This window comes from Paenibacillus sp. P4_A7 (genome assembly GCF_056402455.1).
This window is the reverse complement of record NZ_JBFUHJ010000010.1, coordinates 1-22,324: the sequence shown is the minus strand read 5'-3', so window position 1 is coordinate 22,324 and position 22,324 is coordinate 1. Positions and strand designations below refer to the sequence as shown.

The window sequence follows — 22,324 nt, the reverse complement described above, 5'->3', positions numbered from 1 at the left end:
ATATAAATTGTGGTGAATCCGAATTTAACTTATGTCGATGTCATCTTGGGTTTACAAATCACTTATAGCCTTAACTTGAGATGTAATTTTCTTCTCGTTGTATTTAAGCAGTGCCAATAAAGAAAATAGAGCAACTACAGCTGCAATAATGACGGATATTCTGATGCCAGAATCATTCTCAACCGATTTCCCTATCGCCAATACGGTGGGCAGAAGAATGACGGATAATGCGGTGCCAAATTTCGTAAGAAACGAGCGTACACCAAAGTACAATGCTTCTTTGTTTTCCCCACTTTGACTAGCGTCATATACAGCACAATCCGCAATGATAGCATTCGGTAATATACCCGATATCGCCGCAGGAACCGCAGAAAGAATAATAATCGGAATAAGTTCCAGAAAACCGCTAAATGGAAGTTTCCCCATAAACGTTATATAAATGAAAGAAATAATAAGAAACAGAAACGAAACAATCATCAATTTCTTCTTGCCGTACTTTTTACTAAGTTTGTTGACTAGCGGATAGAGCATGAAAGAAAGTACGCCGACGGCAGTCACAATTAGTCCGACATGAGTTTCCTTCTGCCGCGCGAGAACAGTAATATAGTAGACGAGGGAAGATTGGAAGAACCCGTTCGTAAACCAATAACCTAGCTCGCTTATTAAGAAATACCGGAAATCCCGATTCTTAAAAACAGCTTTAACCGACGTTTTGATGTCCAAGCTTGTCGCATTGGTCGAACCGTATTTTGTCTCGTCAATCGTATATGCGGGTATGAGCATGAGGATGAACGCAATAATTGCAAGTGCTCCGAACGTCCACTGAATTGAAGCTGTTTTTGAAATTTCAAAGACCGCCATGACTGTCTCCCAAATACTTGGTGCAAAGGTCGCTATTATAAGTCCCAGAAACCAGGTTACCGAAATATATGTCGACAGATCTATGCGCTCTTCCGTATTACGGCCCAATTCACCAAGGAGCGCGGTATACGGTATCACATAACAAGTAAACGCTACATAGTAGAGAGGCAAGATGAGGAAAAGCCATAAAGAGTTGAACGAATGAACTTCGTTCTGAAAAGGCACGATAAATATACATACGAGCAGAAGTGCGCAAGGCAGTGCGCTTCGTCTCATAAACGGTGTCCTTCTTCCAAGGCGGTGCCTGCTTCTATCACTTAAATTTGCAATCCATAGATCGGTCACGGCATTGATTACCGTAGCTAATCCCATAATGACGCCAATAATTGTAACACCCATAATGACACTACCTTGTGGAATCGCCACTTGAATACCCGATCCTTCAGGCGGTAAATAAAAATAGATGAGCCATGTACCGATGATACCAGCCAGAATCGACCAACCTAACTGCCCAAGCGAATATAAAATCATTATCTTCCTCGGTAATTTTTCCATCAATTACCTCCCTTTTCAGATTGCCCGCTAATGGTACGCCACACGTGTGGCATGATTAGATTATAAAGCGTTTCCAACTCTAAGGTCAAGATCATTTTCACAGCTCTCCACCTTAATCCAGCTCATCATTTTCGATCAGCATTTGGATCTGACAAMTGTAGGATTCAGTATCAAACAAATCGTTATATAATTCTATCTCGATATAATTTTTTACGCTCAGACTGTTTTTTTCTATATAGTTTAGTATTTTTTTCACGCGTTCCGCCTCGTTCTCCTTACGATAAGCCAAAGTTACATACTTTCCTTCCGGAAGGATTTGAACATGCGAGTCGCCTTCTGTGCTTCCRTCCCCCTCAAAACCATGAAACACATATCGGGGTTCGAGTTTCACCTCTGCATTCAGAATGTATAGAATACCTCTTTCCATGGTCATTTTTTTTTGCTGACTCCGTATGATCTTCTCCAAGTCTGAATAATACAACAGTTCCTTGAGGCTGCCCGCTTCCCAGCATGGAGCTGTCAAAACATAACGCTTCTCAAAAAAGTGAATAACGATCTCATCCTGATTCAAGATTTCTTTTGAGGACTCGACACTCTTGTTTAAATTATCAATATTTTGAATAACCTCTTTCACTTGTTTCAGATTTTCTTCCGCTTCCTGTCTCTTGAGTTGCAGAAAATTGATTAATTGGTCAGTGTTGCATTCTTTAAAAATCTCCTGAAGTTCTTTAATACTGGTGCCGAAAGAGCGGCAGCCTTTAATGACGTCTATATAAATAAATTGATCTAGAGAATAATACCGATAACCTGTCGCGATATCGATATACCTGGGAACCAGGATGCCCATTTTGTGATAATATCTCAGCGCTTTTATAGATACCTCTTTTATTTTGGTAACTTCACCGATCGAAAACAGGTTTTTCATTGAAGTCCCTCCTTCGTTACATTCTCCATGCCCATCCTTGACTCTCCCCTTAAGGGATACCTTATGATCATTATAAGGAAGTCACCATTAGAAAGGAAAGTGTATCAACATGTCTGAGGTTATCTATAGAGAGATTATGAAAGACGATTATGACCGCATCAAAGAATTAATTGATGAAGCATTCGGCATCCATGACCTTATTCAAGACAAAAAATTTTTAGATGTCATATTGAACCTTTATTTGCAAAGCTGTATTCTGAGCAGTTCTTTCAGCGAAGTCGCTGTAAAAAACAACAGAGTTATCGGTATTATTCTTGGCAAAGCCCAAAAAGATAAACACCGCTTAGCAAATGCCCATAATCTGTTAACTCTTGCGAATACCTTATTCAAAGTCGTCACGGCGAATAAAGAGAATAGAAAAGCCGCTAAAGAACTGACGAAGGTTCAAAATACGTATAAAGAGATTATTCAAGGAAAAGAAGATGATTTTCAAGGTTATATCGAGTTGTTCATTGTATCCGGGGAATCGAGAGGTCTTGGCGTGGGAAAAACGCTGATGCACCATTTGTCCTATTACATGAGAAGTATGGATGTAAATTCGATCTACGTGTATACAGATACCAGATGCAACTATGGATTTTACGAGAGTCAGAACTTCAAGCGGCTGAACGAAAAAGAAATCTTTCTGGATTCCGTCCAGAATAAACTCCTTATTTTTCTATATGGTCATCATGTAACCTATAAGGAAAATTAATGCAGCGAATCCGAGTGCTCCAATCAAAATAACCAGTCACCGGTTCAATTCCGATGACTGGCCTCTTAGACTCTATTTACTCATTAATGTACGTGTTAACTCGGTTTTGAATCAGCTTGCTGACGTCTTCAACTGATTTCTGACCACTCATATAGGATTCAAATTCTTCAATCGCAATGGAAATGACCTTGAAATCACTAGATAAATTCGTACTCGCTCCATCTATGAGCTGATTCAATTCTTTGATCTTGCTTTCTACTGTATTAGTATCAAACTTCTGTCCAGTAAGTGTACCCGCTACTGCCTGCTGTTTGGCATCACCCAGCTGTTTCTCCACAACTCCCTTATGCAATGCAAAGCCTCCTACCATTGGTGAAGATTGCATTTCTTCAGAAAGCATAAACTTAATAAAATTCCAAGCTTCATCTTGAACCTTTGATTTGCTGTTCATGCCTAAAGTGAAATACGACTTAAATGGCGTTCCGTTATTTTGTCCATTTACTGTTGGCTTTTGATAGATATTAAACTTTGGATCAAGGACTTGAGTCAGGCCTGTTGTTGGATCGAGAAGGTAAGCATTGCCGAAAAAGGATTCGGAAAACTGTTGCGTAAAATCGGCACTAAACACACCTTCATCATACATCGATTTGATTTGCTTCATCATACCTCGAAACAGATCGGAATCGAAATTTGCTTGACCTTGATCAATGAGCTTATCATAATTAGCCTCTATATACTCCGATAACAGGGCACCAGGGTATAGATTACCAAATGCCACAACATCTTCAGCAACTTGTTCCTTAAGCTTCTTTGAAATTTCTTTTAAGTCATCCCATGTCCAAGTTTGATCATTAATTTTAATATTAGCTCGCTCTAACAAATCTTTATTTCCCGTCAATGCGTCAAGTGTAAATGAGAATGGCATTGCATACAAACCATCTCCATTCTGGGAGTTTTTAAAGATATTCTGATAGTACTGATTTCGATCAAAGTCAGCATCTTTGTCCATCAGATCATAGAAATTAACCAGCATGTTCTTGGCTACATATTTGTCCTTCGGCAGTTCGTTCATTACGATAATGTCTGCCCCTTTGCCAGACATTAGCTGTGTGCTGACCGTTTGTACATATTTCTCGATATCGCCCTTTGTTAATGGTTCACTCGATGTATTTTCCTCGAGTTGGGGTGTAGCTTTATACTCTTGAAATTTAATGTGGATATCTGGACGAATTTTTTTATATTGCTTAATTGCTTCATCCAAATAAGGATGTGCCGACATCATTGCAATCTCAATCGTTTTGTCATCTTGACCTGACGGTTTATCAGTCACTCCTTCTCCACCTGATCCTACGCTGCTGCTAGAGCATCCCGATAATACGATAATCATTGCTAATAAGGCCAATACCCATTTTCTATTCAATTTCATTCATTCCCTTCAATAAATTCGGATTCGATTACCTTCTTGCAGTGGTTCACTTGATTCAGTAATAACCTCATCTTGCGGACTTAATCCGCTTACCGCTACGACTTCATCCTCGGTTGAATCACCTGTTAAAATATAAGCCTTGCGCGCATTGAATGTATTGCCGAGTGAGCTTTTCTTCTCCTCAACTACATAGACATAGCTTCCTGTTGCATCTTTATGAACCCATTTCTTTGGTAACACAAACCCTTTTTCATTTGACTCCTTCTTTATATCTAGACTTACTTGTTCGCCGCCTTGAAGCCCATCATCGGAGACAGAAACGACAACCTGATAACTGGATTCAGTGGGTGAATCTTCGCTGGAATCTTCACTATTTTCTTTAGATGCAGCTTTAATCTCTTGAATTGTACCGTTAACCAATTTATTGTCTTTCACCAATCGAACAGAAACTTGAGATCCAATCTCGAATAATGCCGTATTCCCCGAATCGACAGCAAATAAAAATTCAAAGCCCTTGCCACTATCCATAAGTGTCAATATTGCCCCACCTTGTGTGGCATTCATGCTGTCTTCTTCTATAAGCTTTGTAATTTTGCCATCAAAGGGGGCAGTCAGCGTTTGTTTGTCCGACTTTTCTTTACGCAGCTTATTCAATTTTCTTTTTGCCAATTCAAGATCCATATTATCCAGGTCAAGATCTCGTTTAGCTTTGACAATTACTTGCTCATCACCGTCTCGCATCGCATTCACGAAGTTCTCCTTCAACACCTCCCGATTCAGCTCTTGCTTCTTAAGCGCCATTTCCTCTTGGTATAGCTGCTCATCCAAATCAGAACTGTCGAATGTCACGAGCTTTTGACCCTTCTTAACCTTTTCATTCTTTTTTACATGAAGCTTCAAAATTTTAGAGCCGCTCTCATTCACCAGATCCACCTGTTTTCGAGGCGTTAAGACTCCACTCCCGTTAACATCATGAACTAATGATTTAGAAACAAGCTTCTCCGTAATCACTTTGGGCAGCATCATCGTTTCGAGTGTGCTGCTAAAGAAAGTCAAGCCAGCCAATATCGCAAAGAACAATATAAACAAAGCAGCCGTTATACGTTGTCGCTTAGATATACTTGTCATCTCATTCCACCTATCCTTTAATTCCAGAAAGCTCTATGCCCTCAATAAAATACCGTTCTGCTAAAAGAAACAAGAGAATCATGGGCATCATATACAAGACCGAAGCAGCAAAGGATACCCCAAACGCATCTTCCTGCAAGCGAGATAGAAAAATGGACAAGGGCTGCAATGCGGCATCCTGCAGAAAGATCAGTGGCTGCTCCACCATATTCCAGTAATCTGCAAACAGTAGAACAACAAGCGCTGCCATACCAGGTTTCACCATAGGCAGGACGATTGCGACAAAGGAACGGAAATAGCCTGCTCCGTCCATTTTCGCAGCTTCCATATAAGCAGTTGGAATCTGGAGCATAAATTGTCTGAGCAGGAACACACCAAACGCTGCAAATATTCCTGGTAAAATAATGGAGCTCGGACTATTGATAAGCCCCAATCGATCAGACATGATGTAATTCGGTACAAGTGTAACCTGGAACGGCATGAGCATGGTTATCAGATACACAATAAATAATGGCTCTCTGCCAGGAAATCGCAGCTTCGCAAATGCAAATGCCGCTAATGTTGCCACCACGACCTGACCTATAATAATTGGAACTACCATAAATACAGAATTCCAAAACATACGAAGAAATTGTGAGGTTGAAATAAGCACCTTGAAAAATTGCTCGAACGAAGCCCAATCTGGAATCAGCTTTAAATTCACAATATCATTCGTCTGCGTACTACCCAACATGCCGTAATTCAGCATAATTTCCTTCTCCGTCATCAAGGAGCTTACAACTGTCAGTACAACAGGAAACAGCATGATAAGCGCGATCACGGTTAAGAAGATAGTGAGTAGCAGTGTTCTAATCTGTTTCTTGTTCATCTACACACCTCCCTTTACTCCATAAATGAACGGAACTTTCGTTCAACTCGGAAGAGCATCAGCACAATGACTAGAATACAGAGCACCATCAAGCATGCTGCAGCCGACAGCTTCTGAATATCGAGCGATAGGAACATATTGTTCATATAGTGCTGAAGCATATAGATGCTATCATGTGGATAGTCACCCGCAACTAAATAGATTTCCCGAAATACCTTGAATGAGTTCAAAATCGACATCAGTATAACTAAAAATCCTGTCGGTACTAAATAAATCAAGGTGATCTGGAGCTTACGAGCCCAGCTTGCTCCCTCCAGGTTTGCTATCTCATAATATTGATCAGGGATATTTTGCAAACCGGCCAAGAACAAAATCACGTTATAGCCAATGTTTTTCCATACATAGATAACTATAATGACTCCTTGCGCCCACTTTGATTTCATCCAATCGATCCGATCGATTTGAAGCCACTCCAATACATAATTAAAAAAGCCATTCCAATCAAATAAAATCTGCCATACTAGCACAATTGAAGCTACTGGAACAACCAGCGGCAGCACATAAGAGGTGCGCAGCCAGTTACGAAAGAAAACTCGTTTGTTAAGCAGCATGGCAAGAGAAAGTGACAATACAATAAGAATGGGAACGCCAGTAATAGTAAACCAGAATGTATTCCCCATTGCCTTTTGAAAGGACGAACTGGTTAATAGGCTCTGATAATTGGCAAGCGAGAATCCTGCTTCTCCGTTTGGATTCTCAAAAGAAAATGCAATACTTTGACCAAATGGAATTAAATAAAATAAGGCAAAACCTATTAAGCTCGGAGCAAGAAAACAGAAAGCCGCAAGAACCTCCTTACGATCTAAAATTGATATTCTCACAGCATCCCCATCCATTTTCGGTTTTTAATATATACATTTTTGTTCCTCCTAAACTTGATGTAACCATCGTACAACAAACGATGTTAAATCCCTGTTAAGTGATTTTTTTTGAATCAAATGCTTAACATAGATTTAACCTATTTTCAGGTACAATAGTAAAAGAGGTGATTTGCATATGAGGATTCTTATTGTAGAGGACGAGCTTGATTTGCAAGAAGCGATTGCAGATGGGCTTAGAATAGATGGTTATGCCGTTGATATCTGTGACAACGGTGAAGATGCTTACGAGCTTTTATATGACGTCGATTACGACTTGGTTATACTTGACTTAAACCTCCCAAAAATGGATGGGCTTGAGGTTTTAGCTAAGATACGAGATGAAAAGCCGCAATTAAAGGTACTCATTCTCAGTGCAAGAAGTAGTGTTAATGACAAAGTAAAAGGCTTAGACATTGGTGCAAATGATTATTTGGCGAAGCCATTTGATTTTGCGGAGTTGGAAGCACGAGTACGAAATTTGTTAAGGCGAAAGTTTGTCCAAGAAAGTAGTATGCATTTCTGCGGAGCAATTAAAGTGGATTTATCAAAGCGTATTGCAGTTGTTGATGATAATGAAATGTCTTTTACAAAAAAAGAATTTGCATTGCTTGAATATTTCTTGCTTAACAAGGATAGAGTGGTTAGCCAAGAAGAATTGATTGAACATGTTTGGGATCAGAATGCGGATAGCTTTAGTGGTGCTATACGGGTTCATATTGCAACTCTCCGAAAGAAGCTAAAAGCTGTTTTAAACTATGACCCCATTGGAACGAAAATCGGCGAAGGATACTTGTTATCAGAAAAGGGTAGTGATGTTAATGCTTAAAAAAATGCCAATTCGATTGCGGCTTACTGTTATGACCGTTGCACTTTTGACTGTTTGTTGTGTAGGTCTTACCTTAATACTTAATTTATCTGCGGCTACAATGGCTACAAGGATTGATGCAGCCTTGGCATTACCGGCACATGAGATCGGCGAAGATGGATGGGTTGATGAAAGCTCTGAAAGCTCTCAATTACCGTCAAGCAGCATAATTGCTCCCGTTCCATCTGTTGATTCCAAAAAAGCAAGAATGGATTTTACAATTAAAAGCATTATATATATGATTTTTGTTATTGTTGGCGGGGGATTCTTAACCTACTATATTTCAGGAAAAGCATTAAGGCCTCTTAATACGCTAAATTGTCAAGTGAAAAACATAAATGTGCATAATTTATCTGAAACATTATCTGTGCCGCCTACAAAGGATGAAATTGCAGAGCTTACCATTACATTTAATGAAATGACGGATAAGTTGAATAGTGCTTTTATGATGCTAGGAAGATTTTCAGCAGATGCTGCCCACGAGCTTAGGACACCTCTTGCTGTTTTACAAACAAAGGTTGATGTATTTAAGAAGAAAAAAGAGCATACAAACGAGGAATATGATGCTCTTATTTCCGTTATTGAAAAGCAAACAAAACGCTTGAGAGGACTTGTCGGCAATCTGCTAGAAATGACGAATATGAACGACAACGGAGAGCAAAGCAGCATTTTCGTAAAGGATATTTTCGAGGATATTATTTCGGAGCTTTCACACATAGCTAAAGATAAAAATGTTACGCTGTCCTTAGATTGTGATAATAGCATGGTTACTGGTAACACCGACTTATTGTATCGTGCTTTTTATAACYTTGTGGAAAACGGAATTAAGTACAATATTGACGATGGCGGAACGGTTGAGGTTATTGTAAACAGATTAAGTAAGGAACAGGTCTCAATCAAAATTAAAGATTCAGGCATCGGTATTCCTGAAAAAAACAAAAAGCATATATTTGAGCCTTTTTATCGTGTTGACCAATCACGATCCCGTCAAATAGGTGGTGCGGGCTTAGGGCTTTCGATTGTCGAAAGTATTATCAAGAAACATAATGGGATGCTTACCGTTACTGATAATGAAGATGGCGGAACCTGCTTTCATGTAGTCTTAACTATATAGCCGATCGTTCAAAAGGGCACCCTACGAAGGTGCCCTAAGATTCGCTTACCCTTTATTATCACCCTATTGTCGAATTTTATCGAATCATGTGGATTTATATTAAGCAAATTCAACATTGAAATGCTACAATGAAGATATCTTATTCGTATTATTTTTTCTATGTGTAAATAATAAAGATTATTTTTTGATACAGGAGAGACATTTTATGCAACGCATTCCTTTTAGTAACACTTTGACAATCGGACTCATGCTATTCGCCTTGTTCTTCGGAGCGGGAAATCTCGTATTCCCGGCGATGATGGGCCAAATCGCAGGTGATCAGTATTGGCAAGCCAATCTGGGCTTCCTGATCACGGGCGTCGGCCTGCCTTTGCTTGGAACGTTGGCGCTCGGCTTTTCCGGCTTGAAAGATTTGCTCGCATTAACCAATCGCGTACATCCTTGGTTTGCCTACGGCTACACAACTTTGCTTTACTTAACGATCGGACCGTTGTTTGCCATGCCGAGAACCGGCAGCATTTCGTACGAAATCGGTATTAAGCCCTATATCGAAACGGAGTATGGGCCGCTAGGAATGATGGTCTTCACCGTATTATTTTTCGGGGTAACCTTGCTCCTTTCTATTAACCCAGCAAGAATGGTTGATATTATAGGAAAGATACTGACACCTATTTTGATCGCCTGCATCACAATGTTGGCCATAGCATCCTTTACGGTACCCCTAGGAGAGCCTCAAGAACCGGAAATCGGGTATGCCTCCCAAGCCTTCTTTAATGGATTTCAAGAGGGGTATTTGACTATGGATGCGCTCGCGGCATTCGTATTCGGCATTATCGTCATAAACGCTATTCGAGCGAAAGGGGTCCACGAACGTAAAAACATTCTGTCCGTCTGCTTCCAAGCCACCTTGATTGCAGCGGCAATGCTCGCCGTTATTTACACATCCCTGACTTATATCGGAGCAAGCAGCGTATCCGCCTTTGGTATTCTGGCCAATGGCGGCGAGGTGTTGAACTTGGTAACTAGCCATTATTTCGGCACGTTCGGAGGGGTTGTACTCGGCATCATTGTGCTGCTAGCCTGTCTGACCACAAGCATCGGCCTGACCGCCGCTTGCAGCAGCTATTTTCAAAAGATTATTCCAGGCATGTCGTATAAAAGTATCTGCATCGTCTTGTGTGTTGTCAGCGCCCTACTTGCCAATATAGGTCTAGAGCAATTAATCCACTTTTCCGAGCCCGTTCTGACGATATTATACCCTCTGGCTATCGTGCTCATCTTACTGACATTCTTGCATGATTTGTTTAAAGGTAAGCGCACCGTATACGGGGTTAGCCTGCTGCTGACTTTTCTTGTCAGCCTGGTCGACGGCCTTGAAGATACGCCGCTAGGTATAGAGCAGCTCCATGACTGGTTTAACCACTACTTACCTTTGTATAATATCGGATTGGGCTGGCTGATTCCAGCCTGCGTGGGAATGCTGATTGGGCTTCTGCTGCCAGAGCGACATAAGGGACGACAACCTTCTAGTAGCTTGGGAGACTGAAGTTTCAGGTGCGCCGCTCTATCGCCTTTTGGAAATAGTGAGCAATCGAATCAACAATGGTAAAATAACTATTCCCGGTTAAACGTTGTACATTTGTATGGATATTGAAAGGACTGTCCACAAGCAACCTCTCTGCCTGCGGACAGTCCTTTAAAAATTGCGGGCATGGCTCCATGCGTAGATGACTCGGATCACAATGGCTAGATTCCTCCACTTACGCTTTGGCTTACTTTAATATAGTCCTTTAATAACAAAAAACGAACCCCGTATTGTTCCAGCTAGTTTAGACTTCTGTCTAGCAAATTTAAACTTCCCTTCTAATTCCTTTGGTACCTCCATCCCCTCAGAAAGCTTAAAACCAACGGCCCGCTTCTTAGGGTCATCAACCGTATACATGACATTGATCCCAAGACCATCCTCATAAAAGACGTAGGTAAATTGGATATTTTCCACTTGAAAACGCGACGTTTCTAAAGGTTTGGCCGCAAACGCAATATCACGTTCTTTCAAAATGTGGTTCACATAATCAAGGTTTTCCTGACTTTCACTAGCTGGTACAACCGTAAATTCATGCTCGTATTTGTTCATAAAGTAACGGGCTTCATTGGCACGTAAACCAGCAAGCGCTTCTGCTACAGGTGAAGACTCTAAACCAACCGTAGACACATTTTTAAAATCAACGATATACGACATTTCCATCCCTCATTTTCTCTCATAATTTTCTAAAACCAGAAATTTAATCTTCTTTCTCTACCAAATATTATACCAAAAATGATTCAATATAAACGTTCACGTTTAGAATATGATAAACCTCTTTTTTCCCCCCAATAAAATTCGCTTCATTTATGATATGGTTCAGCTTAACGGATCTATCGGCGAAAAATCTAGTGCGACGAAACACGCTGTCCCCATCTTAGCCGCATACAAAACAGCAGATACCGTTTGACCAGTACCTGCCGAATTCAAGCAACTCTATTCTTCTATTCTACATCTAGCGAATGATCAAGACTGGTATTCAGCATGCGTAAGACCAAGAGTAACGTTTCAGATCTAGTTGCATTAGCATTCGGTTTGAATAAACCGTCCGGCGTACCCTTCGCGATTCCCATATCGGATAATGTATCAATCTCTGCCTCTGCCGAGTGTCCTATAACATCCTTGAACTTCGAATTTTTCACGAAATTCGTGTTCATTACTTTAGAAAGCATAGCTACTATTTCCGCTCTGGTGATTGTTTGTTTTGGTTTGAACGTTCCGTCTGAGTAACCATTAGCAATGCCTATTGTTTTTAATGTAGCAATCGCATCTGCTGCCCAGTGACCTTTGGTGTCTATAAAGCCGGAATCACCTTCTGACGTTAATCCAAGTGTTCTTACTAACACGGATGCAAACTCTGTTCTAGTTACTCGCGGCACATTTGGGACTTTCACCCTTTAGTTCGATGTGCTGCCAAGCGCACAAAAGGCCCGATTAGCCTTGTACTAAGCTAATCGGGCCTCGCCTATCTCAACCTTATCCGGCTCCAGCCTCTTTCAGTGCCGCCACTCCTGGATGACGACATGGGCGCCCTTTTTTCTGTTATGAGCAAATTACTGTTGCTTCCCTAATCCCTTGCTGTAATATACAATAATTAGAATGATGTACCAAATCGGACCAACGATCAAGGAAATTCGCGTCGCCGGGAAGTAGGCCATCAGCCCGATTACACCCATCAAGAAGACCAACGTAAGGTACGAGCTGTAAGGAGCCCATGGCATTCTGTAAGAAAGCTGGCCTCTCTCTTCAGCGGTCATGCCTTTACGGAATCTCAATTGAGAAACAAGAATGATCGCCCAAGTCCAAATCGCGCCGAACGTCGCTATGCTTGTCAGCCATGTAAATACCTTTTCCGGCACCAAATAATTGAGAACAACTCCAACCAGCAAAATGCCACCCGATGCTAATGTTGCTATACCCGGCACGCCTCTTTTTGTGACCTTGGTAAAGCGGGCAGGAGCTTCTCCCTGCTGGCCGAGATTGAACAGCATACGAGCCGTGCTGAATATCCCACTGTTGCAGGAAGAGAGTGCGRCCGTAATGACGACGAAATTAATGATGGCCCCCGCGTAAGGAATCCCTATTTTTTCAAATGTCATGACAAAAGGGCTTCCCGTTTGGCCGATTTCGTTCCATGGATAAATTGACATTATCACGAACAGTGCGCCGATATAGAAAATTAGAATGCGCCAGAATACGGAATCGATTGCTCTGGAAATCGACTTCTTCGGATTTTTTACTTCCCCTGCAGTTACACCAATCATTTCAATTCCAAGGTAAGCAAACATAACCATTTGCAATGACATTAACACGCCACTGAAACCATTAGGTAAAAATCCTCCATGGCTCCACAGATTGCTAATTCCAACCGCCACGCCTTCGTTTCCGAAACCGAACAGGATCATAGCAAGTCCGAGTCCAATCATCAGAATGATCGTTACAACCTTGATAAGCGCAAACCAGAATTCAAGCTCTCCATATGCCTTGACGGCAATCAGGTTCACCAATGTCATGATCACAAGAGCGGCCAAAGACCAAATCCAGCGGGGAACATCGGGCTCCCAAAATTCCATATAGATCCCAACCGCTGTAATTTCCGCCATACAAGTGATAATCCAGAGAAACCAGTAATTCCACCCTGTTAAATAGCCGAAAATCGGACTAATGTACTCTCTGGCATAACGGCTGAACGAACCTGCTACAGGATTATGAATAGCCATCTCACCGAGCGCTCTCATAATGAAGTATATGGCTAGTCCGCCAAGCGCATATGCGAGCAAAATCGCCGGACCCGCAAGTCTAATTGCGGAAGCAGAACCAAGGAATAAACCGACACCTATTGCAGCTCCAAGAGACATTAAGGAAATGTGTCTTTGCTCAAGCCCTCGATGCAGCTCTGTTGCTTCTGGTTTCTTCATGATGATAATTCCTCCTAATAAAAAATAGACTTCTTTGAAAGCGTTATCAAAATACCCGTTAAAATATTCCTACTACCGGCGGACGCAACTGGATTACGTATAAATTCACGGTCTGCGGCGAAACTTAAGAAAACCGTGAAACTTATTGAGGTCATCTTATCACAATCCTCTGGCCTAGTTTTTGTTCAAATTTTTGAAATAAAAGCGATTTCTTTGTAAAAATCGACAAATAGGCTCAAGAGAGGTAAGAAGGTGTTTTCCAAATTGAATGAAGCAAACGATCCTTTTGACCAAAGCTTTGAAAGCTTGGAGTCGCTGGCCGATACCATCAGCGAAGTTCTCCATAATCCTGTTACAATTGAAGATAATAATCATCGTCTCATGGCATACAGTTCCCACGATTCACAGACCGATGCGGCGCGGGTCGCGACCATTATCGGCCGCCGAGTTCCCGAGAAGGTGATTCGAACTTTATGGCAAGAAGGAATTATGCAGCAAATAATTGAAAGCGAAGAACCCGTTTCCATTCCCGCGATTTCGTCCATCGGTTTGGGCGACCGGCTGGTCATCGCCATTCGCAAGCAACGTACGATTCTCGGCTATATTTGGGTGCTGGAAACAGATAAACGGCTTGGCAAAGAAGCAGCCGGCAAGCTGAAGAAAGCGGCGCACGCGGCTACAACGAAGCTGATGCAGCATCAAGTCAAGAAGYGCAAGCAAGAGAAGGGGCACGAGGATTTTTTTTGGCAACTGCTAACCGGATACTTGACGACTTGCAAGGAAATTCGGGAGAAAGCCGCCATGCTGGAAATTGAGCTGCCGCCTCTGTACCGGATCGTCGTCCTTGAATTTCAATCGGAAATTCAAGACAAGCAGCAGCAGATCGAATATATACTCACTACAACACAGCAGATTCAAATCTTTTTTCATACTATAAAGAATAATCAGCTTATTTTCCTGTCAGGGTTAAAGCAAGGTCAGAATAGCAAGGAAGACGATTCCTTCAGCTTTCAATATGTGTCCGAGCAAATGCAGCAGCGGTTCGGTTTCTCTCCATCCGGAGGAGGAAGCGGCTCCGTTTACGACGATTATATGCTAGTGGAGCGAAGTTATTGGGAAGCGTTGACGGTTTTGCAGATCAAGCAGARCTTCCCTCATGAGCTCCGAAATGTTTATGTTTATCCGGAGCTCGGCTATTATCGCCAGCTTCCTGCAATACTTGAAGAAAGCCAGATTCATCGCGTCGACAACCAGTGTCTAAAAAAATTGCGGCAGTACGATCTGGAGCACAGCAGTGACTTGCTGCATACGTTGGAAATTTTCTTATGTTCCGACAGCAATGTGAAAGTAGCAGCGAAGGCGCTGCACGTTCATATCAATACGCTGAGTTATCGATTAAAGCGTATTGGAGAAATCGGCGGCATCGATCTCGACAATATGGACCAGAAAGTAACAGTTTTTCTTGATTTAAAAATGCATAAGCTAAACAGGGATTTGTCCACTTTTGTGAATCCGCACAATCAATCCTATTAATTTTGTTGTTTCCGCACAAAGTAATAAAGCGTTTTCACCTTTATAATTGGCACTGAAGAAACAACATAAGAGGGGGAGCAGCTGATGATCATCGGCGTACCGAAAGAAATTAAAAACAATGAAAACCGGGTTGCGATTACGCCCGCAGGAGTCGTCTCTTTCGTCAAAGCTGGCCACACCGTGCATATTGAGCGGAACGCCGGCATCGACAGCGGTTTTACGAACGATGATTATGTGACTGCCGGAGCGATTTTGCTGGATGAAGCCGGCGAGGTGTGGGCGAAATCCGATATGGTCATGAAAGTGAAGGAGCCGCTGCCGTCCGAATACGGCTATTTCCGCAAAGACCTTATTTTATTCACCTATCTGCACTTGGCGGCGGAGCCCAACCTTGCCCGTGCGCTTACAGAATCGGGAGTCACAGCCATTGCATATGAAACAGTCGAAGTGAACCGTACATTGCCGCTGCTCACTCCAATGAGCGAGGTTGCAGGGCGGATGTCCACCCAGATAGGAGCGCAGTTTCTGGAGAAAAATCATGGCGGAAAAGGCATACTACTTGGCGGCGTGCCAGGCGTGAAGCGGGGTAAGGTGACTATTATCGGCGGCGGAGTGGTAGGCACGAATGCAGCCAAAATTGCCATCGGGCTTGGCGCAGAAGTGACTATAATCGATTTGAGCGCGGATCGGCTGCGTCAGATTGACGATATTTTCGGCTCGCAAATTAGTACGCTTATGTCGAATCCGCTAAACATCGCCGAAGCAGTTGCAGAATCGGATCTCGTCATTGGCGCTGTGCTGATTCCGGGAGCCAAAGCGCCGAAGCTCGTCACCGAAGCAATGATCAAAACGATGAAGCCAGGGGCCGTCGTCATTGACGTGGCCGTTGACCAGGGCGGTATTATGGAAACCGTCGATCGTATTACGACCCATGACAATCCGACCTATATCAAGCACGGAGTCGTTCACTACGCCGTTGCGAATATGCCCGGCGCCGTGCCAAGAACATCTACCATCGCGCTTACGAATGCGACTATGCCGTACGCCCTGCAGCTAGCCAACAAAGGCGTATTGAAAGCAATACAGGATAATCATTCCCTGAAGCTGGGAGTCAATACTGCGGCCGGATTTGTAACCTATGAAGCGGTAGCCAAAGATCTAGGCTACACTTACGTTCCGGTAGAGCAAGCACTCTATAGCACGCCTTCCGCGGAATAACGGTGGCGTCTATGCTTGCGGCAAGCTATCGGGATACTTGGGCGGAAATTTCTCTCGACGCTATCGCTCATAATGCTGCATTGTTCAAAGCTCATATTCGCGAAGGCTGCCGGCTTATGGCAGTCGTGAAGGCCGACGGATATGGGCACGGCGCGTTCGAGACGGCCAAAGCCGCCATCGAAGCGGGCGCGGATTACTTGAGCGTTGCTTTCCTAGATGAAGCCCTTCTTTTGCGGGAAGCGGGTATACAAGCGCCGATTCTCATCCTCGGGTACACGCCGCTGCGTTCCGTTGAAGCGGCAATTACCGGCGACATTACGATGACTGTATATACTCGCGAAGTGTTGGAAGCAATCATCTTATGTTCGGAGCGTCTGAAACTTAAAGCACGAATTCACATCAAAGTCGATACAGGCATGTCGCGCATCGGTATTCAAACGATCCAGGAAACGCTGGCGCTTGCCGAACTGGTGCTTGCCTCCCGTTATACGTCAATTGAAGGTATATTCACGCATTTGGCTGACGCCGACGGAGATAACGATACCTATACAAGGAAACAGTTTCAAGCATTTATGGCATTCGTTGAAGCCTTTAAGCAGAGAAACATCGACATTCCAATCAAGCACTGCTGCAACAGCGCTGCTGCCATGCGGTATCCAGATATGCATCTAGATATGGTGCGGGTGGGGATCGCATTGTACGGGCTGCACCCTGCAAAACGGCTGCAACGGCAGAGTTTCCCGATCCGGCAAGCGATGAGCCTGAAAACCCGGCTGTCTGCATTAAGGAATATTGCCCGAAATCAACCCGTCAGTTACAGCTGTACCTTCGTACCGGAACGGGACAGCGTCATTGCGACGATTCCGATCGGATATGCTGACGGCTTGTCGCGGCAGCTATCTAACAAAGGCAGCGCGCTCCTGCGAGGCCATCGCGTGCCGATCGTCGGCCGTGTCTGTATGGATCAGACTATGCTTGATATTACCGCACTCCCCGATGTAAAGGTTGGGGAGGAAGTTACGTTGTTCGGTTGGTCGGACGGCATGCTGCTCGCCGTCGATGAGGTTGCAGACTGGATGGGTACCATTCATTATGAAGTCGTCTGTTTAATCGGAAAAAGAGTGCCGAGGGTTTATATCTGATTGAATCTTATGTCCAGCACATGGAACTAGAGCTTTACGGGCCTCTTCCGCCAACGGCGAAGGGGCTTTTAATTGCTGAATCGCGGAGCCGAGATCAATAAAAAGTCCTCGGACAGAAGTACGCCTTCACATACACAAGTAGCAGACGGTGAAGAACGTTTGGACGTAGTTGAAATACTTCTTGCCAAGGGAGCGGACAAAAGCATTAAGGATAACGATGGGCAAACCCCGCTGGATATTGCAAGGGCAAGGGAAGAAGAAGAGATGATCGAACTACTCAGATAAAATAATACACCTAAAAAGCGAACGCTCTTTCCAAAGAGTGCTCGCTTTTTTTATTTTTGTAAATATAGTGCAAACTCAAGATTATTATTCAACTGAAGCAGGTATTCCCAGCTGCTGCACGTAATATCGATGTGCAATTTCCGCAATGCGATCCTGGTCTTCCCAGAATCTCATATCAAGTTTATCCAGCCGTTCTGCCTCTTCCTCGGTAAGAAACTTTGGTATATCCCAGAGCTGAGTGAGGCGGTTGTCTTCCGATAAATGCTCGATGCAGGCATATCCGGACTGGACGATTTCGAGCGCATGTACCGCCCCGATGGCTTGTAATGCTCGTACCGCGCAGATATATGCCTCATCTCCCCAATTGCAAAAAAACTGCACAAACTCGCCGTTATACACATCGGCTTCCAGCAGCCATAGGGCGGCAATCTCTTGTTCCTGCTTGGTCAAGATGTTCCAGTCCGAAGCATTCTTTCTCTGCACAAAGGCCGCGGCATAATCGAACCATATGTCACGGATATCGGGCTTACTCAAATTGTACTCCTCCTTAATATTGAAGCTTTCCCAGATCAAAAATTCAATTGTAACATAAGGAAAGGGAAAGTAATTTTTTTAGTATTAATCCAGTATGATTCATTCCCCGAGATCGTTCTCTTATTCATGTACACAGCCATTTATTGATGTTACAATTTGTAAAGGTAGAAGATACCAAGCGTTATATACTGCAGTTCCGGGGTCAAGACCTGCTCGAATTTGCTGGCGATGCACCGATTTAGTTACCCGCAGTGAGCTCTAATCGGGAGATGTTGAAACCCTATTATCCAAACTACGGGAGGAGCGTATGATGTTTATTCTTTTGATGGCGGGAGCCATCGTGAATGGCGCTTTATGTGCCTTTGTAGGTTGCGCGGTTTTTGTAGGCTTTGTATTCTTCCTAATTGGATTACCTACATCCAAGTCCTCGAAAAAATGGTTATCGCCCGACCTGATCAAATTTATACTCACGGTTTTTTTGACTTTGCTAACTTTGATTATGTATATGATATTGACATATTGGAACGCACGAATCGGCGGAACATTGGCCTTCTCCCGTCCAGTTTCAACCGATGCCTACATGGATCAGGCCAAGAATCTGGTACTTTGGGGAACCGTACAAGGTGCCTTCTCGCTCCTTGCTTTTAAATGGCTGCTGCCTATTTTATTTGGGGAACTTAGATTAGATAAAAAGCATAGATGGGGAATTTCAGCCGGAGCAATATTGACGATCGCAGGCGGCAGCGCCGCATGGCTGGCGTCCATGTAGCCGTTAGCTACCGGTCAGGCACGAATTTTTGAGGACAAACGCCGCTAAATTTTTAAGAAAAATAATAGTTTTGGAGGCTGCAATGGACCAAGCGCTTATCGAACAATTGAACCAATGGCATGAAGAAGACGAACAGCAGCGAATTGTGGACTTGCTGTTAGCCATTCCCGAGGAGGAACGGGACTACGAAGCGTTCAGCCGACTGGGCAGAGCCTATAACAACTTGGGGCTTTATGAAGAAGCACTCAACCAATTGGCAACAATTGCTGAAGCGGGTCAACACGATCCAATATGGCACTTTCGGGTAGGTTTTGCTCTTTATCATTTAAAAAGATATGAGGATGCGGCTCAGGCATTCAGTACCTCTGACAAATTAGAAGCCAGTGATCAGCGTACCGAATTATGGTTAAGGTGGAGCTTGCAAAAAGCGGAGAAGCAGCAAAGACAAGAGCGTCGAATGGCTACCAAAAGGGAAGCAGCCATGGAGTCTCGCGGATCGGCAGCGGAGGATGTTCCTTTTTTGAACATGTCGCTTGTTGATTTTTGGGACGACAGCGAGTACGCGAGGAATTCCTATCTATCCGAGCCACCCACGGATGATCTGATCACCTCGATCGAGGAAGAGCTGGGATACAAGCTCCCCTCCTCTTATATTGCACTGATGAAGCAGCAGAATGGCGGAATTTCGAAGAACACCTGCTTTCCAACAGAGGACCACACTTCCTGGGCTGAGGATCATATTGCCATTACGGGCATCCTGGGCATTGGCCGTGAGAAAAGCTATTCACTCTGCGGGGATCTCGGCAGTCGGTTTATGATTGAGGAATGGGGATATCCTGACATTGGCGTAGTGATCTGCGATTGTCCTTCAGCAGGTCATGACGTCGTGATGTTAGATTACCGGGCATGCGGAAGAGATGGTGAACCAGAAGTGATTCACGTCGATCAGGAGGACGATTATGAAATTACTTTTCTGGCCGAAAATTTCGAAGCGTTTATTAGTGGCCTAGTGAGCGAAGAAGAATTTGATACCTCCGAGGAGGACAAGGAAGCGGATCTTTACAAAGTATCCCACGGGAAATTTTCTTCCTTGCTGGAGGAGCTTTGCTCTCGAGTAATAGAAGTGGAACAGATTGAACAGAAAATCCGCAGCATCTGTATACGGATTGTCGAAGAAAAAGGCCATTTTTCTTTTAATGCGGATGAATTATCGTATCTGATGTATGATGTGCAGTTTTGGTTATACACAAAGTCATACCCGGATACCAGTCGCGAACAATACTTGGCTATCTATGAGAATATGATCGCCTTCGGAGGAGAATTCGGTCAAGGCGGCTATGCCCTAGGATGGATTACCGATTGGCTGGACCGCCGCATGCAAGAAGGACGTATCGTACAGGAAAATGGACGCCTTCGGTTTACGGATCAGTTCGCTGTGGAAGTGGCTAAGCAGCTGAGAGAAGCCTAAAAGGCCGACCCGGATCATGCAAGCAACGACAAGAGCCCACGTTCGACGTGGGCTCTTCAGGATGGAGTCCTCAGGTCATTTCCAAAGTGTTAACATTTAAAGCGCCAACAGCTGCTCCAGTCCTTCTTTTAGTGGTGGTTGTGCCTTTCGGGCTGCTCCTACAAGTTTTTTCATGCTCCCGAAAATCCGACACAGTACCAGTTCGCGTTCATGAATCTCTTTGCCTTTCAGCGCCTCGAAAAGCGCCTCGGCAAGCTCAGGACGGTCGATGGTTAGATTCTTAACCAATCTGCCTTCCTCATTCCCTCCCAGCAAAATGGATACGATCACCAGCATATGCTCTGCCTTTACGCCATGCGCCTCAATAAATGCCTCTGCATAGCCATCCTGCACCATTTGATGCTCCGTATCTACCAGTTCCATATAGCGGCAGACCAGCGGTAAATAGGATTCGCTGTATAAGCCGAGTCCCAATACAGCATAGGTGCCCGGCATCACCGATTTCTCGCTTGGTTCCACATCCCGGTACCAAGCGAACTCTTCCATAGCTGTATCCGCATATTCTGCTAGCTTGGGAAAAAGGTTAGGGTAGCTGAGCGCATTGGCAAAAAACTGATGCAGCTTGGACTTCGCCAGTTTTTTCACAGAAAGGAAGTACTTCTGGCTGCTCTTCAGTTTTAGCTGGTAACTTTTGGGAAATCCTTGCTTCAAAAGGTCGATCATATAATCCAACGCTTCTCCATAAGCAAGTTCCTCTTCGGAGAGAATCCGGATTTCTATCGTTTGTGTTATATCGTTGTTCCTGCCTTCCACCCGCTCTCCACGATATGTACTTGTAAATTTTCCGCTGCCTATTTTCAAATAATCAGCAGCCTGCCTGGAATCCAATTGGACCGCCAGTTCCAGATACTTCTGCCGGGTATCCGGCTCAGTGAAGCCGATCTGCAGTGCCGCATAAAGAAAGAAATCCATTTCTCCGGCATCTACAGAAGGTTGAACCGGCTCCTCCTTCAAAATCCACTCGTTTCCAAAATCACCGGATCGGGTGAAATGCTGCAGTAAAAAGTGGTCCTGCGCCCAATTGTTGAAGGCCGAAGTATACTGTCTGATCCAATAGTTTTTGCGCTCTTGGTTCTTATTTAGCTTGTCGGAGAGGCGACGAATCAACGGATCAATCTCTTCCGCTTCCTGTTTCATCAGATCAGGATTGACCAAATGTTGGGTGAAAAAGAACATGTCATTCTCTCCTGGCAACACGGGCGGATCAGGGAGAATCTTAGTTTGTATAAATTGCTCCAGCGTCTTTTGAAGTTGGATCAACTTGGGCTCATTAAACAGCTGCTGGTTAAGGATTAATTTCGACTTCTCCCACTCAAACTCAAATACAACTTCAAACTTGTAATCAAAGAAACGGGCCCCCAGTTCCTCCGAGCGGAACAGGCCATCTACAAGCCCGCAC

Annotated in this window: 21 protein-coding genes; 10 read left to right on the top strand and 11 right to left on the bottom strand. The window is 43.7% G+C overall.

The genetic code is table 11. The annotated features are described in order from the left end of the window. Window positions 1–51: 51 nt before the first annotated feature. Together AC1DWN_RS02975 and AC1DWN_RS02970 are read right to left on the bottom strand one after the other, a co-directional pair. On the bottom strand, window positions 52–1,416 hold the full coding sequence (locus AC1DWN_RS02975) for an MFS transporter (protein ID WP_477557453.1): 1,365 nt from the start codon (window positions 1,414–1,416) through the stop codon (window positions 52–54). 112 nt (window positions 1,417–1,528) lie between these two features. Next, on the bottom strand, window positions 1,529–2,341 hold the full coding sequence (locus AC1DWN_RS02970; protein WP_477557452.1) for a MerR family transcriptional regulator: 813 nt from the start codon (window positions 2,339–2,341) through the stop codon (window positions 1,529–1,531). A gap of 109 nt (window positions 2,342–2,450) precedes the next feature. Between AC1DWN_RS02970 and AC1DWN_RS02965 the strand changes: the two genes are divergently transcribed. Continuing rightward, window positions 2,451–3,095 carry a GNAT family N-acetyltransferase gene (locus tag AC1DWN_RS02965; protein WP_477557451.1) on the top strand — a complete coding sequence of 215 codons (645 nt, stop codon included), beginning with the start codon at window positions 2,451–2,453 and terminating at the stop codon, window positions 3,093–3,095. Window positions 3,096–3,171: 76 nt separating this feature from the next. Here the strand turns inward: AC1DWN_RS02965 and AC1DWN_RS02960 are convergent, their stop codons facing one another. From AC1DWN_RS02960 to AC1DWN_RS02945, 4 genes are read right to left on the bottom strand one after another with little or no spacing between them, the layout of a single operon-like run. Continuing rightward, the gene (locus AC1DWN_RS02960; protein WP_477557450.1) at window positions 3,172–4,521 is read right to left on the bottom strand and encodes an ABC transporter substrate-binding protein; all 1,350 of its coding nucleotides are present in this window, start codon (window positions 4,519–4,521) and stop codon (window positions 3,172–3,174) included. A gap of 9 nt (window positions 4,522–4,530) precedes the next feature. Further along, entirely contained in the window at window positions 4,531–5,649 is a 1,119-nt protein-coding gene (locus AC1DWN_RS02955; RefSeq protein ID WP_477557449.1) for an efflux RND transporter periplasmic adaptor subunit, read from the bottom strand. 10 nt (window positions 5,650–5,659) lie between these two features. Further along, entirely contained in the window at window positions 5,660–6,517 is an 858-nt protein-coding gene (locus AC1DWN_RS02950) for a carbohydrate ABC transporter permease (RefSeq protein ID WP_477557448.1), read from the bottom strand. Window positions 6,518–6,531: 14 nt separating this feature from the next. Continuing rightward, a complete protein-coding gene (locus tag AC1DWN_RS02945; protein ID WP_477557447.1) occupies window positions 6,532–7,413 on the bottom strand; it encodes a carbohydrate ABC transporter permease in 882 nt (293 codons plus the stop codon). Window positions 7,414–7,573: 160 nt separating this feature from the next. Between AC1DWN_RS02945 and AC1DWN_RS02940 the strand changes: the two genes are divergently transcribed. From AC1DWN_RS02940 to brnQ, 3 genes are all read left to right on the top strand, one after another. After that, complete coding sequence (locus tag AC1DWN_RS02940) at window positions 7,574–8,263, top strand: response regulator transcription factor (RefSeq protein WP_477557446.1); 690 nt, start codon at window positions 7,574–7,576, stop codon at window positions 8,261–8,263. Further along, window positions 8,256–9,416, top strand: a complete 1,161-nt coding sequence (locus AC1DWN_RS02935) for a sensor histidine kinase (RefSeq protein WP_477557445.1) — start codon at window positions 8,256–8,258, stop codon at window positions 9,414–9,416. The genes AC1DWN_RS02940 and AC1DWN_RS02935 overlap by 8 nt, the downstream gene beginning before the upstream one ends. A 205-nt stretch (window positions 9,417–9,621) precedes the next feature. Beyond that, complete coding sequence (gene brnQ, locus AC1DWN_RS02930; protein ID WP_477557444.1) at window positions 9,622–10,962, top strand: branched-chain amino acid transport system II carrier protein; 1,341 nt, start codon at window positions 9,622–9,624, stop codon at window positions 10,960–10,962. Window positions 10,963–11,193: 231 nt separating this feature from the next. Here the strand turns inward: brnQ and AC1DWN_RS02925 are convergent, their stop codons facing one another. From AC1DWN_RS02925 to AC1DWN_RS02915, 3 genes are all read right to left on the bottom strand, one after another. Continuing rightward, window positions 11,194–11,655: a phage tail protein gene (locus AC1DWN_RS02925; protein ID WP_477557443.1), complete on the bottom strand. Its 462-nt coding sequence runs from the start codon at window positions 11,653–11,655 to the stop codon at window positions 11,194–11,196. 287 nt (window positions 11,656–11,942) lie between these two features. Next, window positions 11,943–12,377: an S-layer homology domain-containing protein gene (locus tag AC1DWN_RS02920; protein ID WP_477557442.1), complete on the bottom strand. Its 435-nt coding sequence runs from the start codon at window positions 12,375–12,377 to the stop codon at window positions 11,943–11,945. A 174-nt stretch (window positions 12,378–12,551) separates the two neighbouring features. After that, window positions 12,552–13,916: an amino acid permease gene (locus AC1DWN_RS02915; RefSeq protein WP_477557441.1), complete on the bottom strand. Its 1,365-nt coding sequence runs from the start codon at window positions 13,914–13,916 to the stop codon at window positions 12,552–12,554. Window positions 13,917–14,168: 252 nt separating this feature from the next. Here AC1DWN_RS02915 and AC1DWN_RS02910 point away from each other — a divergent pair, with 252 nt between their 5' ends. The 4 genes from AC1DWN_RS02910 (at window position 14,169) to AC1DWN_RS02895 (ending at window position 18,094) form a co-directional block, all read left to right on the top strand. Then, a complete protein-coding gene (locus AC1DWN_RS02910; RefSeq protein ID WP_477557440.1) occupies window positions 14,169–15,449 on the top strand; it encodes a PucR family transcriptional regulator in 1,281 nt (426 codons plus the stop codon). Between the two features lie 84 nt (window positions 15,450–15,533). Then, window positions 15,534–16,667 (top strand): alanine dehydrogenase, encoded by a 1,134-nt coding sequence (ald, locus tag AC1DWN_RS02905; RefSeq protein WP_477557439.1) that lies wholly within the window; start codon window positions 15,534–15,536, stop codon window positions 16,665–16,667. Window positions 16,668–16,678: 11 nt separating this feature from the next. Next, window positions 16,679–17,809: an alanine racemase gene (gene alr / locus AC1DWN_RS02900; RefSeq protein WP_477557438.1), complete on the top strand. Its 1,131-nt coding sequence runs from the start codon at window positions 16,679–16,681 to the stop codon at window positions 17,807–17,809. A 72-nt stretch (window positions 17,810–17,881) separates the two neighbouring features. Beyond that, window positions 17,882–18,094, top strand: coding sequence for an ankyrin repeat domain-containing protein (locus AC1DWN_RS02895; protein WP_477557437.1), 213 nt, complete (start codon window positions 17,882–17,884; stop codon window positions 18,092–18,094). Between the two features lie 84 nt (window positions 18,095–18,178). On the opposite strand, the gene AC1DWN_RS02890 is transcribed toward AC1DWN_RS02895, so the two are convergent. Continuing rightward, window positions 18,179–18,628, bottom strand: a complete 450-nt coding sequence (locus AC1DWN_RS02890) for a DMP19 family protein (RefSeq protein WP_477557436.1) — start codon at window positions 18,626–18,628, stop codon at window positions 18,179–18,181. A gap of 307 nt (window positions 18,629–18,935) precedes the next feature. Here AC1DWN_RS02890 and AC1DWN_RS02885 point away from each other — a divergent pair, with 307 nt between their 5' ends. Together AC1DWN_RS02885 and AC1DWN_RS02880 are read left to right on the top strand one after the other, a co-directional pair. After that, window positions 18,936–19,397, top strand: coding sequence for a hypothetical protein (locus AC1DWN_RS02885; RefSeq protein ID WP_477557435.1), 462 nt, complete (start codon window positions 18,936–18,938; stop codon window positions 19,395–19,397). Window positions 19,398–19,479: 82 nt separating this feature from the next. Continuing rightward, window positions 19,480–20,865 carry an SMI1/KNR4 family protein gene (locus AC1DWN_RS02880; protein WP_477557434.1) on the top strand — a complete coding sequence of 462 codons (1,386 nt, stop codon included), beginning with the start codon at window positions 19,480–19,482 and terminating at the stop codon, window positions 20,863–20,865. Between the two features lie 96 nt (window positions 20,866–20,961). Here AC1DWN_RS02880 and AC1DWN_RS02875 read toward each other — a convergent pair. Further along, a partial coding sequence (locus tag AC1DWN_RS02875; protein ID WP_477557433.1) for a DUF6138 family protein occupies window positions 20,962–22,324 on the bottom strand: 1,363 nt, incomplete at its 5' end.

What these genes read in the sequence shown, in the direction of transcription:
- ald (WP_477557439.1), top strand. Translation starts at nt 15,534, where the DNA reads ATGATCATCGGCGTACCGAAAGAAATTAAAAACAATGAAAACCGGGTT.
- AC1DWN_RS02940 (WP_477557446.1), top strand. Translation starts at nt 7,574, where the DNA reads ATGAGGATTCTTATTGTAGAGGACGAGCTTGATTTGCAAGAAGCGATT.
- AC1DWN_RS02885 (WP_477557435.1), top strand. Translation starts at nt 18,936, where the DNA reads ATGATGTTTATTCTTTTGATGGCGGGAGCCATCGTGAATGGCGCTTTA.
- AC1DWN_RS02945 (WP_477557447.1), bottom strand. Translation starts at nt 7,413, where the DNA reads ATGGATGGGGATGCTGTGAGAATATCAATTTTAGATCGTAAGGAGGTT.
- alr (WP_477557438.1), top strand. Translation starts at nt 16,679, where the DNA reads ATGCTTGCGGCAAGCTATCGGGATACTTGGGCGGAAATTTCTCTCGAC.
- AC1DWN_RS02955 (WP_477557449.1), bottom strand. Translation starts at nt 5,649, where the DNA reads ATGACAAGTATATCTAAGCGACAACGTATAACGGCTGCTTTGTTTATA.
- AC1DWN_RS02965 (WP_477557451.1), top strand. Translation starts at nt 2,451, where the DNA reads ATGTCTGAGGTTATCTATAGAGAGATTATGAAAGACGATTATGACCGC.
- AC1DWN_RS02880 (WP_477557434.1), top strand. Translation starts at nt 19,480, where the DNA reads ATGGACCAAGCGCTTATCGAACAATTGAACCAATGGCATGAAGAAGAC.
- AC1DWN_RS02975 (WP_477557453.1), bottom strand. Translation starts at nt 1,416, where the DNA reads ATGGAAAAATTACCGAGGAAGATAATGATTTTATATTCGCTTGGGCAG.
- AC1DWN_RS02960 (WP_477557450.1), bottom strand. Translation starts at nt 4,521, where the DNA reads ATGAAATTGAATAGAAAATGGGTATTGGCCTTATTAGCAATGATTATC.
- AC1DWN_RS02950 (WP_477557448.1), bottom strand. Translation starts at nt 6,517, where the DNA reads ATGAACAAGAAACAGATTAGAACACTGCTACTCACTATCTTCTTAACC.
- brnQ (WP_477557444.1), top strand. Translation starts at nt 9,622, where the DNA reads ATGCAACGCATTCCTTTTAGTAACACTTTGACAATCGGACTCATGCTA.
- AC1DWN_RS02925 (WP_477557443.1), bottom strand. Translation starts at nt 11,655, where the DNA reads ATGTCGTATATCGTTGATTTTAAAAATGTGTCTACGGTTGGTTTAGAG.